This window comes from Flexivirga sp. B27, assembly GCF_052905685.1.
Genome location: NZ_JBPYUM010000001.1, coordinates 24,014 through 37,974 on the forward strand (window position 1 = coordinate 24,014; position 13,961 = coordinate 37,974).

Genomic DNA, 13,961 nt, shown 5'->3' on the forward strand with positions numbered 1-13,961 from the left:
GATGGGGATCGAGAAGGACGACGAGCGGGCAGGCCTGGAACCCTTCGGTATTCGCCTCGGTGAGGCCGTTGACCGGTTCGGCCCGGTGTGCGTCGGCATCGACCCCCACGCGTCCCTGTTGGACGCGTGGGGCCTGCCCGACACGGTGCAGGGACTGCGCCAGTTCGCCGAGATCGCCGTGGAGGCGTTCGGTGGTCAGGCCGCGCTGGTGAAGCCGCAGAGTGCGTTCTTCGAGCGCTTCGGCGCTTGTGGTGTCGAGATGCTCGAGGACGTCCTCACCGGCTTGCGCGAGATGGGCACGCTCAGTCTGTTGGACGTCAAGCGGGGTGACATCGGCTCGACGATGGCGGCATACGCGCAGGCCTACCTCGCGGACGACTCGCCACTGCGCGCGGACGCCATCACCGTCAGTCCGTTCCTCGGATTCGGTTCGCTGGCACCGGCTTTCGACCTTGCCAAGCGGACCGGTCGTGGCGTGTTCGTGCTGGCGATGACGTCCAATCCCGAGGCGGGTCCGGTGCAGCACGCGGTCTACGAGCAGGAGACGGTCAGCGGCACGATCATCGACGAGGTCTCCGAGGCGAACGCCCTGGCGTGCGCGGGGACCTATGGCGATGTCGGCATGGTTGTCGGAGCGACCGTGGGCAAGGACGTCGCGGATCTCGGGCTCGGGGAACGACTTGCGCAGTCCAGGGCACCGCTGCTGGCGCCCGGAGTGGGTGCACAGGGCGCGACGATCGGGGACATCGGCCATGGCTTCGGTGCAGCGTCGTCGCTCGTGCTGCCGGCGACCTCCCGCGCGATCCTGGCCGCTGGACCCGACGTGTCCGCGCTGCGGGATGCGCTGCGCAGCGTGCAGGAGGAGGCCGCCGGGCTGCGCCCGATGCCCGAGGACTGAGTCACTTCAGCGGCATTCGCTTCTACTACCAAAGGTAGTAGAATGTTGACGTAGCGGCCGGCAGGCCACCGAGGCGCCGTCGGACCGCACGCAGGAGGAGTGGTTCTGATGATCCTTGTCGGGTATGACGGTTCCGAGCAATCAACCGCGGCTGTCCGTTGGGCGGCCCGAGCAGCAGCGCAGCGACAACAGCCGTTGCGGGTGCTGTCCGCAGTGCCGATGCCGGTGATCTACGGCAGTGAGTTCCTGCCCGCCAGCCAGGTGCAGGAATTCGCCCGGGAGGCGGAAGCAGTCGCGGCCGAAGGCGCGAAGCTGGCCGCGCAAGAAGGTGCCACTGCCGTGGAGACCGTTGGGGTCGCAACCAACCCGGCCAACGCGCTGATCGAGCAGTCCGCCGAGGCGAGCCTGGTCGTGGTCGGCAACCGCGGGCATCACCAGATCGTCGAGACCATGCTGGGCTCGGTCGGTTACGCGGTCGCCGCACACGCGGAGTGCCCCGCGGTCATCGTCCGCGGTGAGTCCGCCGGCAGCGAGCCGGCGGGCGACGGGTCCCGTGTGGTCGTCGCGTATGACGGGTCCGAGCAGGCGCAGCGCGCGGTCGCATTCGCGACCGACGCGGCACGCACCACCGGTGCGGCCCTGCACATCGTCGGCGCCTGGGACGACCCCCTTTCGACATACGGCCTCGCCGGCCAGGTCGGTGCGATCGAGGAGATCGCGGCAGCAGTGCAGGACGATGTCGACGCGGCCCGCACGAAGGTGCTGGGCGAATACCCGGACCTGACCGTGACCACTCAGGTTGTGCGTGGACAGGCGGCGGTCGAGATCGCCCGTGTTGCTGAGGGTGCCGGACTCCTCGTGGTCGGCACCCGCGGCCGTGGGGGATTCCGGACCCTGTTGCTGGGTTCGGTCAGTCGTCATCTGGTGACGACCGCGCCGTGCCCGGTCGCCGTGGTCCGCTGACCGGACGGCGCTGCCCTAGCTCGCGAGGTGTTTGAGTGCCTCGCGGCGTGACAGGCCGCTGAGTTGGTGCTCGTGCGCCGCCACGAAGTCACTCACCCAGCCGGGCTGCACGCGTGCGTAGTCGCGCAGCGCCCACCCGATCGCCTTGCGGATGAAGAACTCGCGATCCGGCATGTTGGCCTCGACGACCTCGGTCAACAGCACTGCGTCGACGCGATCCTTGCGGCCCAGCTGGCTGATGATGGCCAGCCGCCGAAGCCACATGTCGTCGTGAGCGCTCCACGCACGGACGACCCGTGCCGTCTCACCTGGATGTGCGTCGTGCAGGTCAGCGATGCGGTGTGCGGTCTCGTCGACGATGTCCCACCATGCGCCTGCAGTAGCGAAGTGCTCGTGTGTCGGAATCAGGTGCAGCTCCCCGCGTGCGATCGGCAGCGCGAGCAGCGCAAGGGCGGCATACCGCTCCTCACGGTGGGTCGCGTTGTCGAAGAGTTCCCGAGCCGCAGCTGCCAGCGCGTCGAGCTCGAGAGCAGGCTCTGCCCGGGCGGCGGCTCGGGTGATGCTGCGAACCTGCGGCACCCTCACTCCGAAGAAGGGCAACGCCGACTTCATGTATGCCTGCATCCCGGGCGCGCGGTCCGGGTCGCCCTCGCGTGCCAGATCGGAGCGGATGCGTGCGACCAGCGACGACGGTGTCCGAGTCATCGCCTCAGCGGCGACCGGCGACGAAGTAGACCGCAGGAAGTATGCCGACGGAGTTGACCACCGGCAGGGCTGCCGCCCACAACCACTTCGGGCCGCGAACCTCGTGTGCCGGCCGCCGTGACAGATCGACGAGCGCCGCGGACCTGGCGGCCGCATCGATGGTTGCGCCGACGACGAGCAGCTTGCGCTGGGTCGGTGTCAGGTCATCCCACTTCTGCTTGAGCCTTGCGGAAGGACGCGTGTCGATCGTCTCGGTGCTCATCCACGCAGCCTATTCCGGTCGCCGGCCGACCCCTCGTTGCCGAACCGCGCGCTGAGTCGCTAGGTTCGCTGGGTGCGGGGGATCAGGGTGATCCGCACTCGCACAGAGTTGTTCACAACTGAGACACGCCAGGAGAATGACACGTGGCCCTACCGCAACTGACGCCGGAGCAGCGCGCTGAGGCACTCGCCAAGGCGGCGGCAGCGCGACGAGAACGCGCTGAGGTGAAGAACCGGCTGAAGTACGCGCAGGGCTCACTGCGTGAGGTGATCGAGGCAGGCAAGGACAACGAGGTCATCGGCAAGATGAAGGTGTCCGCCCTGCTGGAGTCGTTGCCCGGCGTCGGTCGCGTCCGTGCCCGGCAGACCATGGCGGACATCGGCATCGCCGAGACGCGCCGGGTCCGCGGCCTGGGAGCCAATCAGGTGCAGCGACTGTTGGAGCATTTCGAGCAGGCGGGGGACTCGTGACGTCCGACTCCGCTGGTAGGCGCTCGAAGGACTGCGCGCCGCTCGTCGTGCTCGCCGGGCCGACCGCGGTGGGCAAGGGCACCGTGTCGGCATACATCCGGGAGCACTATCCGGAGGTCTGGCTGTCGGTGTCCGCGACCACGCGCGCCGCGCGACCCGGTGAGATCGACGGCAAGCACTACCACTTCATCAGCCAGGAACGCTTCGACCAGATGGTCGCCGACGGTGAGTTCCTCGAGCACGCGGTCGTGCACGGCCGTTCCAGCTACGGCACGCCGCGTGGCCCGGTCGCCGAGGCCGCACGCGAGGGCAAGCTGCCGCTGCTGGAGATCGACCTGCAAGGAGCACGTCAGGTCCGCGAGCAGATGCCCGAGGCCTACTTCGTCTTCCTGGCGCCGCCGAGCTGGGACGAACTCGTCCGCCGGCTGGTCGGGCGCGGCACCGAGAGCGAGGCCGAGCGGGAGGTCCGGTTGGCCACTGCGCGACGGGAACTCGCCGCGCAGGAGGAGTTCGACACCACCATCGTCAACGACGACGTTCGGCGTGCAGCCGAAGAACTCGTACACTTGATGCAGCAGCACATCTGCGCCACCTCGTGATGCGCGTGCGCTGACCCACAGAACCCCAACGAGATACCCAAGTAGAAACGAGATTTTCTTCGTGTCTGGCACCAAGGCTGCCCCCGAGGGCATCACCAACCCGCCGATCGACGACCTCCTGCAGGTCTCGGACTCCAAGTACGCCCTGGTCATCTACTCGGCCAAGCGTGCGCGGCAGATCAACGCCTACTACTCGCAGCTGTCCGAGGGCCTGCTGGAGTATGTCGGGCCGCTCGTCGACAGCCAGGTCAACGACAAGCCGCTGTCGGTGTCGCTGCGCGAGATCAACGAGGGCCTGCTGTCCATCGAAAAGGTCGAAGCTTAGAGCCACACTTCATGCGCATCGTTCTCGGCGTGAGCGGAGGCATCGCCGCTTACAAGGCATGCCTGCTGCTGCGCCGGTTCACCGAGTCCGGCCACGACGTGACCGTCATCCCGACGGCTGCCGCGCTGCGGTTCGTCGGTGCCCCGACGTGGGCCGCCCTGTCCGGCAAGCCGGTCGCCGATGACGTGTGGACCCGGGTCGAGGACGTCCCGCATGTGCGGATCGGCAAGGAAGCCGACCTCGTGGTGGTCGCACCGGCGACCACCGACCTGCTGGCGAAAGCAGCCCACGGGCTGGCCGACGATCTGCTCACCAACACCCTGCTGACCGCACGGTGCCCGATCGTCTTCGCCCCGGCGATGCACACTGAGATGTGGCAGCACCCGGCCACCGTCGCCAATGTCGCGACCCTGCGTGAGCGCGGCGTGCACGTCATGGACCCCGACTCGGGACGGCTCACCGGAGTCGACACCGGACCGGGGCGGTTGCGCGAGCCGGACGAGATCGCTTCCTACGCCTTGGGGTTGGTGCAGGAGAGCAAGCCGGAGGGCACTGGCCCACTCGCCGGCCGGCACGTGGTCGTGTCCGCCGGCGGCACCCGTGAGCCGATCGACCCGGTGCGCTTCCTCGGCAACCGATCCAGCGGCAAGCAGGGCTACGCGCTCGCAGCCGTCGCCGCCGAGCGCGGCGCGCGAGTGACTCTGGTCAGCGCCAACGCGGCGCTGACGGCGCCCGCGGGTGTCGACGTCATATCGGTCGAGACCACCCTGGAGCTGCAGGAGGCCGTGACGCGCGCCGCCGCCGATGCCGACGCGGTCGTGATGGCCGCAGCACCGGCCGACTATCGCTCGGCCGCCTACACCGACCACAAGATCAAGAAGACCGCCGGCGGCGACGACCTGACGCTGCATCTGGTCGAAAATCCCGACATCGTCAAGGGTTTGGTCGCCGACCGGGGAGCCGCCGTGCGGCCGCTCATCGTCAGCTTCGCCGCCGAGACCGGCGACGCCGACGGGTCGGTCATGGAGCACGCGCGAGCCAAGTTTGCGCGCAAGGGCAGCGACATACAGGTCGTCAACGAGGTGGGACCGGGCGTGACGTTCGGCCAGGACGACGCCGCCATACACATCCTGACCCGTGACGGGCAGGAGACCGAGGTTCAGCAGGCCGACAAGGTCGTGCTGGCGAACGCTGTGTGGGATGTCGTCCAGAAACACCTGCCCACCGTTTAGACTCCGGGTGGCCCGACCGATCGGACGGGCCAGCCAGCAGCCGCTGCACATCGAAGGAGCAACCTGTGGCCCGACTCTTCACCTCGGAATCCGTCACCGAGGGACACCCTGACAAGATCTGCGACCAGATCAGTGACTCGATCCTGGACGCCATGCTCGCCGACGACCCGAAGTCACGTGTCGCCGTCGAGACGATGGTGACCACCGGACTGGTGCACGTCGCCGGCGAGGTGACAACCGACAGCTACGTGCCGATCGCGAAGCTGGTGCGCGACACCATCCGGGACATCGGATACGACTCGTCGCTCAAGGGATTCGACGGCACGTCGTGCGGCGTGTCCATCTCCATCGGTGAGCAGTCGCAGGACATCGCGCAGGGCGTCGACACCGCGCACGAGCACCGTGCCGAGGGCGGCACCGACGCCAAGGACAGCCAGGGCGCCGGCGACCAGGGCCTGATGTTCGGCTACGCGTGCTCCGACACCGCCGAGCTGATGCCGCTGCCGATCTTCCTGGCTCACCGGCTGTCCGAGCGGCTGACCGCCGTGCGCAAGAGCGGTGAACTCGCCTACCTGCGCCCGGACGGCAAGACCCAGGTCACCATCGAGTACGACGGCGAGCAGGCCGTCCGACTCGACACCGTGGTCCTGTCCACCCAGCACGCCGAGAACATCTCGCTGGACGGCATGCTCGAGCCGGACATCGACACGCTGGTCATCCAGCCGGTGCTGCAGGAGCTGGCCGCCACCGGCAACACCCTGGACACCTCGTCCTACCGCAAGCTGATCAACCCGACCGGCAAGTTCGTCATCGGCGGTCCCATGGGCGACGCCGGCCTGACGGGTCGCAAGATCATCGTCGACACCTACGGCGGCATGGCTCGCCACGGCGGCGGCGCCTTCTCCGGCAAGGACCCGTCGAAGGTCGACCGTTCGGCGGCATACGCCATGCGCTGGGTCGCCAAGAACGTCGTGGCGGCCGGGCTGGCCGAGCGCTGCGAGGTGCAGGTCGCCTACGCGATCGGCAAGGCGCAGCCCGTCGGTCTGTATGTCGAGACCTTCGGCACCGAGAAGCACCCGCTGGAGAAGATCCAGAACGCCATCAACGCCGTCTTCGACCTGCGCCCGCGCGCGATCGTGGAGGAGCTGGATCTGCTGCGGCCGATCTACAAGCCGACGGCGGCATACGGGCACTTCGGTCGGACCACGGCCGCCGGTGTCGACAACCCGTTCACCTGGGAGCGCACCGACAAGGTCGAGGCCTTGCAGCGCGCGATCTGAGTCTTATCGCTGCGACTCCTCGCAGCACACACCGACGCCGGTCACGAATTCGTTCGTGGCCGGCGTCGGTGTGTTGGTCGTCCTCTGTGCGCGGGTCGGCTTGTCGTGTGGGTGCGTTGTCGTGCGCTGTCGCCCCTGCGTTTCCAGGTGCGGCGCGCCGAAGTGCCGACGGTCGGTGGGTGGGGACGGACAGGAGCAGCTGTGCCGGGGCAGGGGCGCTGCGCTGTCCGAGTGATCGCGTATAAACAAGGGCATGCAGTCGTCCGGCGAGCCCAGCGCCACCTCGAGTGGCGCGTCCGGCGATGCCGCGGACTCCACCGACGAGCGCCCGCGCCCGGCGACGCCGGAGCAGTTGCATCTGCTGCACGCGGCGGCGCCGAAGGTCCGGGACGAGCGGGTCCGAGCCGAGCCGGAGCCGTCGAATGTCGAGCTGCCGGTTGCGCGCGTCGTCCTCGACGTCGGCCTGGCGCACCTGGACCGCCCCTTCGAATACTCCGTCCCGGAGAAGCTGGCGGCCGACGCGCAGCCGGGTGTCCGCATCAAGGCACGGTTCGCGGGCAAGGACGTCTCCGGATTCGTGGTCGAGCGCGCCGAGCAGGCAGAGCACACCGGCAAGCTGAGCCCGTTGCGTCGGGTCGTCAGCCCCGAGCCGGTGCTGACCCCACCCGTGCTCGACGCGTGCCGGGCTGTTGCCGACCACTACGCGGGTCCGCTCGCGGACGTGCTCCGCCTGGCGATCCCGCCTCGTCACGCCGCCGCCGAGAAGGCGCTCGACGCCAAGCAGGCGCCCGATCTCGACGCGCCAACGCTCGGTGACGCGACGGCATGGCAGCGCTACCCCGCAGGAGCCGCGCTGTTGCACCGACTCGCCCACGGAGACGACCCTGCGGCGAGCTGGCTGGCCGCGCCGACGGTCGACCCGGCCCAGGACTGGCCGACGGCGCTCGCGCAGGCGGCCCGCGCGACGCTGCACGGCGGTCGCGGCGCATTACTGGTGGTGCCGGACCATCGAGACCTCGACCGGCTCGATGCGGCGCTGACCGACGAGCTGGGTGAAGGGCAGCACGTGCGGCTGACCGCCGAGCAGGGCCCGCAGGCGCGTTACACCGCCTGGCTGAAGGTGCTGCGTGGTCACGTCCGATGCGTCATCGGGACCCGGGCCGCAGCGTGGGCGCCGGTGCAGAACCTTGGTCTACTCGCCTGCTGGGATGACGGGGATGACCTGTTGGCGGAGCCGCGCTCGCCATACCCGCAGACGCGAGAAGTGTTGCGGCTCAGAGCGATCCGCGAGCGAGCGGCGCTGTTGCTCGGCGGTTTCGTGCGGTCCGTGGCGGTGCAGCGTTGGCTGGAGGACGGCGCGGTCCGCGCAGTCGACACCCGCACCGCGCCGGGGTCGGTGCCCCGTGTTGTCGTCGCCGGCGACGAGCGTGAGGTCGAGCGGGCCGGAGCAGCGGCACACGCTCATCTGCCGCCGGTCGCCTGGTCCACCGCACACGCCGCCCTCAAGGGCGGTCCGGTGCTCGTGCAGGTGCCGCGTCGCGGTTACCTGCCCACGCTGCGCTGCGGGCAATGCCGTGAGGTCGCTCGCTGTGCGGAATGCCATGGCCCACTCGCGCTGACCGCGCCGGATTCGCCGGCCGTATGCCGCTGGTGCGGCCGCGTCGCCCGGCCCTGGCGGTGCCCGGAGTGCTACGGCACCCGACTGCACGCGGCCGTCGTCGGAGCGCGTCGCACCGCAGAGGAGCTCGGCCGGGCGTTCCCCGGTGCACCGGTCACCCGGTCCGGTGCGGGAGAGGTCGTCAGCAGCGTCGGACCTGAAGCTCGGCTGGTGATTGCGACACCGGGAGCGGAGCCGGTGGCCGAATCCGGTTATGCCGCAACACTTCTGCTCGATGGATGGGCCCTGCTCGATCGGTCCGCGCTGGACGCCGGGGAGGAGGCGCTTCGGCGATGGGTCGCGGCTGCTGCGCTGACCCGGCCTGCGTCCGGCGGGGGCACCGTGGTCGTTTGCGGCATCAGCACCGGGGTGACCCTGCCACCGGTGGAGGCGCTGGCCCGCTGGGCGCCCGGCACTTTCGCCGAACGCGAGTTGGCCGCGCGCCGCGAGCTGGCCCTGCCGCCCGCGTCGTGGATGGCGTTGTTGCACGGTGCGGCGAGCGATCTCGACGGTTTCGCCACTGCCGTCCGGCAGGCCTTGGACGACGCGGTGCCGCTGGAGCGCATCGGCCCGATGCCGGGACCCGGCGGCGACGACAACGTGGGCCTGCTGCTGCGCACTGATCGCTCGCACGGCCCGGCAGCCGCACGTGCCGTCGCTGCGGCCAGAGCGGTCCGCAGCGCCCGGAAGTTGCCCGGCTCGGTCACCGTGCACGTGGAGCCCAGCGGGGCCATGCTCTGAGCTCTGTCCCTGCCGTCCTAGGTCCGACTCGCGAGCCTGCCGTGCCGCGCACCCTGCGGACCGGGCCATCCGTCGGCGCCGATAGGGTCTGCGTGGTGAGCCAGCAGCAGACCACGATCACTGAGCCGATCACTGAGCCGACGACCGGACCGGCCACCGACACCGGTCTCGACCCCGATCTCAACCCCTCGCCGGTGGACGCCGTCGTCTTCGACCTCGGCAATGTGCTGATCAACTGGGACCCGCTGCCCGCGATCGCCGCAGGCGTGGGGGAGGAGCGCGCTCGCGCCTTCCTGGCCGAGTTCGACTTCGGCGCCTGGAACCACGCTCAGGACGCTGGGCGCACCTTCGCCGATGCCGAGCAGGCGGCGATGACGTCGCACCCGCAGTTCGCCGACGAGATCCGCTCCTATCGCGAGCATTTCGCCGAGTCGTTGCAGGGTTCGATAGACGGCACGGTCGCCATACTCAAGCAGTTGCACGCCGCGGAGACCCCACTGATCGCACTGACCAACTGGTCGGCCGAGACGTTCCCGGCAGCACTCGACAAGTTCGACTTCCTGGACCTCTTCGAGGACATCATCGTCTCCGGGGAGGAGGGCGTCGCCAAGCCCGATCCGGAGATCTTCGAGGAGCTGGCCGACCGCGTGCGTCACCTGGGCAGCCTCGACGACTGCGTCTTCATCGACGACAAGCTCGCCAACGTCCAGGCCGCGACGATCGCCGGTATGGACGCGATCGAGTTCACCTCACCCGAGGAGTTGCGCGCCGACCTGCTGGTGCGCGGGCTGCCGGTCGAGGCGTAGCACCATGTCGATCACCCCCATCCGGTTGTATGGCGACCCGGTGCTGCGCACGCCGGCCGCACCGGTCACGACCTTCGACAAGGAGCTGCGAACCCTCGTCCAGGACCTGACCGACACCATGATGAACGCACCCGGAGCCGGGCTGGCAGCGCCCCAATTGGGCGTCGGGTTAAGGGTTTTCACCTATTACGTGGACGGGCAGCTCGGGCACCTGGTCAATCCGGACCTCGACCTGTCCGCCGAGATCGAGGTCGACGACGAGGGCTGCCTGTCGATCCCGGACATCTCCTGGGCAACCCCGCGATCGTTGTCCGTCGTCGCCCGCGGGTTCGACATGTACGGCGAGCCGGTCGAGCTGCAGGGCAGCCACCTGCTGGCCCGGTGCATCCAGCACGAGACCGACCACCTGGACGGCATCCTGTTCATCGACCGGCTCGACAAGGAGCAGCGCAAGCTCGCACTGAAGGAGATCCGTGCCGCCGAATGGGCCGGGCTCCCCGGGCCGATCATCCGGGACAGCCCGCACGCCAACCCGATGCAGGGAGTCTGAGATGCGCGTCGTATTCGCCGGCACACCGGAGGTCGCGTTGCCCAGCCTGCGCGCGATCGCCGACTCGTCCCACGAGATTGTCGGAGTCGTCACCCGGCCGGACGCTCGCGCCGGCCGCGGCCGCACCCTGCGGCCGTCACCGGTCGGTCTCCTCGGTGAGGAGCTGGGGGTGCCGGTGCTCAAGCCACGATCGGCCAAGGACCCCGGTTTCGCCGAAGAGCTTGCCGCGCTGCAGCCGGACGTGTGCCCCGTCGTGGCCTACGGCTCCCTGGTGCCGCGCCCGGTGCTCGACGTGCCGACACACGGCTGGGTCAACCTGCACTTCTCGCTGTTGCCGGCCTGGCGCGGAGCCGCTCCGGTGCAGCACGCGATCCTGCACGGTGACGAGGTCACCGGCGCCACGGCGTTCCTGCTCGAGGAGGGCATGGACACCGGTCCGGTCCTCGGCACGATGACCGAGACGATCCGGCCGACCGACACCAGCGGTGACTTGCTCGGGCGGCTGGCCGACGCCGGCGCAGGACTGCTCGTCGCAGCCCTCGACGGACTCGCCGACGGCTCGATCCAGCCGGTGCCGCAACCCGCCGAAGGCGTGTCGATGGCTCCGAAGATCTCGGTCGCGGACGCCGAAATCCGTTGGCAGGAGCCGGCATTCGCCATTGACCGCCGGGTGCGTGCGTGTGCGCCGGCGCCAGGAGCGTGGACCACGTTCCGCGACACGCGACTCAAGGTGGATCGCCTGGGTCACGACGTGCCTGGCGACATACAGCTGGGGGCGGGTGAGCTGCTGGCCACCAAGCGTGCGGTGTATGTCGGTTCCTCGACCACACCGGTGCGGCTGGACACCGTGCAGCCGCATGGCAAGAAGTCCATGGCGGCGGCAGACTGGGCACGCGGCGTGCGCGTCGCAGAAGGAGAGGTCCTGGGATGAGCGCTGACCGAGACCGCCGGGATCGCCCGGACCGCGATCGTCGCAGCGGCGGCCAGGGTGGCTACCGCGACGACCGTGGTCGCCAACGGCCCGAGTCCCGTCGCGCCGGTGGCAAGAACCGCACCGCCACCCGCCCGGCGGACCGCCGTCGCGGTGGAGACCCGGCACGCAAGGTGGCGTGGGAAGTCAGCCGCGCTGTCGCCGACGGTGCCTACGCCAACCTCGAGCTGCCGCGCGCACTGCGGGCAGCAGGTCTGCACGGACGTGACGCAGCCTTCGCCACTGAGCTGACGTATGGCGCCATCCGCATGCGCGGTCTCTACGACGCGATCATCGAGTTCGCCGCAGCGCGACCGGCGACCCAGATCGACCCGCCGGTGCTGGACACGCTCCGGGTCGGCGTGCACCAGATCCTGAACATGCGGGTGCCACCGCACGCCGCTGCCTCCGAGACCGTCGCGCTCGCCCGCGAGGTCAATGGCACTGGCGCCTCGGGCTTCGTCAACGCGGTGTTGCGCCGGGTCACCGAGCGCACCCGGGAGGAGTGGGTGCGCGAGGTGACGGCCGGCCGATCACGTGACGAGGCGCTCTCCGTGGAGCACTCCCACCCGGCCTGGATCGTGCGGGCACTGCGCGGTGCGTTGCGAGCCGACGGCGTCTCCGACGAGGAGACGGACGCCGCGCTGCTCTCGCTGCTGGAAGCCGACAATGCGGCACCGGCGGTGTCGCTGGTCGCGCGTCCCGGGCTCGCCACCGTGCAGGAGCTGGTGGACGCCGGTGCGGAGGCGTCGAAGCTGTCGCCCGTCGGCGCGGTGCTGCCCAGCGGAGACCCGGCCGACATCGCAGCAGTGCGGGACACTCGTGCAGCGGTGCAGGACGAGGGGTCGCAGCTGGTCGCGCTGGCTCTCGCTGCCGCGCCGACCGCGACCGAGGGGCCGCAGGACTGGCTCGACCTGTGTGCCGGTCCGGGCGGGAAAGCCGCTCTGCTTGCTGCGCTTTCGGCGGAGCAACCCGACACCACACTCTTCGTCAACGAGGTCAGTGAACACCGCACCGAGTTGGTCCGCCGCACCCTGCGCGCAGCCTTGGACACCGGCATCGAGGTCATGATCGGCACGGGCGACGGGCGCGAGCTCGGCGCCGAGGAGCCGGACACCTACACACGGGTTCTCGTCGATGCGCCCTGCACCGGGCTGGGCGCGCTGCGGCGTCGGCCCGAAGCTCGCTGGCGGCGCAACCCCGGTGACGTGAGCGACCTGACCGCCATACAGGAGGACCTGCTGCGTTCGGCGCTCGACGCGACGGCCGTCGGGGGCGTCGTCGCCTACGTCACCTGCAGCCCGCATATCGCGGAGACCACTGCGGTCGTCCAGTCGGTCACGGACAGTCGCTCCGACGTGGTGCTCGAGGACGCGCGACCGCTCTTCCGCGACGCGGCCGGTGAGCAGGTCAGCGACCTCGGCGACGGGCCCACCGTGCAGTTGTGGCCGCACGTGCACGGCACGGACGCGATGTTCTTCGCTCTGCTGCGCAAGACCCAGGCATCCGAAAACTGATCTCTCCCAACCTGATTCGTCCGCAAGCCACCTTGGAGGACCAGTGCTGATCGCACCCAGCATCCTGTCGGCCGACTTCGCCAATCTCGAGCGGGACCTGCACCGCATCGCGGGCGCCGACTGGGCACACGTCGACGTCATGGACTACCACTTCGTGCCGAACCTGACGCTCGGCCTGCCGGTCGTCGAGGCGCTGCAGCGGGTGTCGCCGATCCCGCTGGACTGCCACCTGATGATCGACGACCCCGACCGCTGGGCACCGGCATACGCCGAGGCCGGCGCGGAGAGCGTGACCTTCCACATCGAGGCCACCGCGGATCCGCGGAAGCTGGTCAAGGACCTGCACGCCGCAGGCTCGAAGGCCTGTATGGCGCTGAAGCCCGGCACCGCGTTCGCGCCATACGAGGAACTGCTCGATGTCGTCGACATGGTGCTGGTGATGACCGTCGAGCCCGGCTTCGGCGGGCAGAGCTTCATGGCCGACCAGATGCCGAAGGTGCGCGAGGTCCGCGAGGCGATCAACCGCCGCGGTGGCCAGATCCGCATCGAGGTCGACGGGGGAGTGTCGGCGTCGACGATCGAGCAATGTGCCGAGGCGGGCGCGGACGTCTTCGTCGCCGGCTCCGCGGTGTATGGCGCGGACAATGCCGCCGCCTCGATCGACCAGTTGCGTGACCTGGCGACCGCCTGCGCGGGGCACGCCTGACCGACGGAGCGGCGCGGGTGTGCGCATAACCGGCAACGGTCGCCGGATGTGCGCGCCGTCGGTGGCGGGGCGAGTTGACGCCTGTGCCATACTCGTTAGCGAACGTGCTCCGGGGTCGGTGAAATTCCGAGCCGGCGGTGATAGTCCGCGACCCGGTCGTCCATGACGATCGGTTGACCTGGTGGAACTCCAGGACCGACGGTTAAAGTCCGGATGGGAGGCAGCACGAGAGATGCGTCGTCGGCGCATCTCTGCGGAGACGCAATCCGCTCGTTCGACG

General features: G+C 69.6%; 15 protein-coding genes and 1 riboswitch. Of the genes, 13 read left to right on the plus strand and 2 right to left on the minus strand.

The features are described 5' to 3' along the window. Position 1 precedes the first annotated feature (1 nt). Together pyrF and ACSZL9_RS00120 are read left to right on the plus strand one after the other, a co-directional pair. Complete coding sequence (gene pyrF / locus ACSZL9_RS00115; RefSeq protein WP_446663424.1) at positions 2 to 898, plus strand: orotidine-5'-phosphate decarboxylase; 897 nt, start codon at positions 2 to 4, stop codon at positions 896 to 898. A 108-nt stretch (positions 899 to 1,006) separates the two neighbouring features. Beyond that, a complete protein-coding gene (locus tag ACSZL9_RS00120) occupies positions 1,007 to 1,861 on the plus strand; it encodes a universal stress protein (RefSeq protein ID WP_446663425.1) in 855 nt (284 codons plus the stop codon). 15 nt (positions 1,862 to 1,876) lie between these two features. Here ACSZL9_RS00120 and ACSZL9_RS00125 read toward each other — a convergent pair whose 3' ends face one another. Both ACSZL9_RS00125 and ACSZL9_RS00130 read right to left on the minus strand, forming a co-directional pair. Beyond that, positions 1,877 to 2,566, minus strand: a complete 690-nt coding sequence (locus ACSZL9_RS00125; protein WP_446663426.1) for a DNA alkylation repair protein — start codon at positions 2,564 to 2,566, stop codon at positions 1,877 to 1,879. A gap of 4 nt (positions 2,567 to 2,570) precedes the next feature. Beyond that, positions 2,571 to 2,828 carry a hypothetical protein gene (locus tag ACSZL9_RS00130; RefSeq protein WP_446663427.1) on the minus strand — a complete coding sequence of 86 codons (258 nt, stop codon included), beginning with the start codon at positions 2,826 to 2,828 and terminating at the stop codon, positions 2,571 to 2,573. 143 nt (positions 2,829 to 2,971) lie between these two features. Here ACSZL9_RS00130 and mihF point away from each other — a divergent pair, with 143 nt between their 5' ends. The 11 genes from mihF to rpe all read left to right on the plus strand — a co-directional run bounded on the left by mihF (position 2,972) and on the right by rpe (position 13,681). Next, complete coding sequence (gene mihF, locus ACSZL9_RS00135) at positions 2,972 to 3,298, plus strand: integration host factor, actinobacterial type (protein ID WP_446663428.1); 327 nt, start codon at positions 2,972 to 2,974, stop codon at positions 3,296 to 3,298. Then, positions 3,295 to 3,897: a guanylate kinase gene (gene gmk / locus ACSZL9_RS00140; RefSeq protein ID WP_446663429.1), complete on the plus strand. Its 603-nt coding sequence runs from the start codon at positions 3,295 to 3,297 to the stop codon at positions 3,895 to 3,897. Before mihF ends, gmk begins: the two co-directional genes overlap by 4 nt. Before the next feature lie 61 nt (positions 3,898 to 3,958). After that, complete coding sequence (rpoZ, locus tag ACSZL9_RS00145; RefSeq protein WP_446663430.1) at positions 3,959 to 4,222, plus strand: DNA-directed RNA polymerase subunit omega; 264 nt, start codon at positions 3,959 to 3,961, stop codon at positions 4,220 to 4,222. Positions 4,223 to 4,233: 11 nt separating this feature from the next. Continuing rightward, positions 4,234 to 5,454, plus strand: coding sequence for a bifunctional phosphopantothenoylcysteine decarboxylase/phosphopantothenate--cysteine ligase CoaBC (gene coaBC, locus ACSZL9_RS00150; protein WP_446663431.1), 1,221 nt, complete (start codon positions 4,234 to 4,236; stop codon positions 5,452 to 5,454). A 65-nt stretch (positions 5,455 to 5,519) separates the two neighbouring features. Then, positions 5,520 to 6,734, plus strand: a complete 1,215-nt coding sequence (gene metK, locus ACSZL9_RS00155) for a methionine adenosyltransferase (protein WP_446663432.1) — start codon at positions 5,520 to 5,522, stop codon at positions 6,732 to 6,734. 253 nt (positions 6,735 to 6,987) lie between these two features. Next, positions 6,988 to 9,132: a primosomal protein N' gene (locus ACSZL9_RS00160; RefSeq protein WP_446663433.1), complete on the plus strand. Its 2,145-nt coding sequence runs from the start codon at positions 6,988 to 6,990 to the stop codon at positions 9,130 to 9,132. Between the two features lie 95 nt (positions 9,133 to 9,227). After that, positions 9,228 to 9,938, plus strand: coding sequence for an HAD family hydrolase (locus tag ACSZL9_RS00165; RefSeq protein WP_446663434.1), 711 nt, complete (start codon positions 9,228 to 9,230; stop codon positions 9,936 to 9,938). Positions 9,939 to 9,942: 4 nt separating this feature from the next. Then, a complete protein-coding gene (gene def, locus ACSZL9_RS00170; RefSeq protein ID WP_446663435.1) occupies positions 9,943 to 10,488 on the plus strand; it encodes a peptide deformylase in 546 nt (181 codons plus the stop codon). A gap of 1 nt (position 10,489) precedes the next feature. Next, positions 10,490 to 11,419, plus strand: a complete 930-nt coding sequence (gene fmt, locus ACSZL9_RS00175) for a methionyl-tRNA formyltransferase (RefSeq protein ID WP_446663436.1) — start codon at positions 10,490 to 10,492, stop codon at positions 11,417 to 11,419. Beyond that, complete coding sequence (locus tag ACSZL9_RS00180) at positions 11,416 to 12,975, plus strand: RsmB/NOP family class I SAM-dependent RNA methyltransferase (protein ID WP_446663437.1); 1,560 nt, start codon at positions 11,416 to 11,418, stop codon at positions 12,973 to 12,975. Before fmt ends, ACSZL9_RS00180 begins: the two co-directional genes overlap by 4 nt. A 43-nt stretch (positions 12,976 to 13,018) precedes the next feature. Further along, entirely contained in the window at positions 13,019 to 13,681 is a 663-nt protein-coding gene (rpe, locus tag ACSZL9_RS00185; RefSeq protein ID WP_446663438.1) for a ribulose-phosphate 3-epimerase, read from the plus strand. Between the two features lie 101 nt (positions 13,682 to 13,782). Next, positions 13,783 to 13,911, plus strand: a riboswitch (FMN riboswitch). Positions 13,912 to 13,961 lie beyond the last annotated feature (50 nt).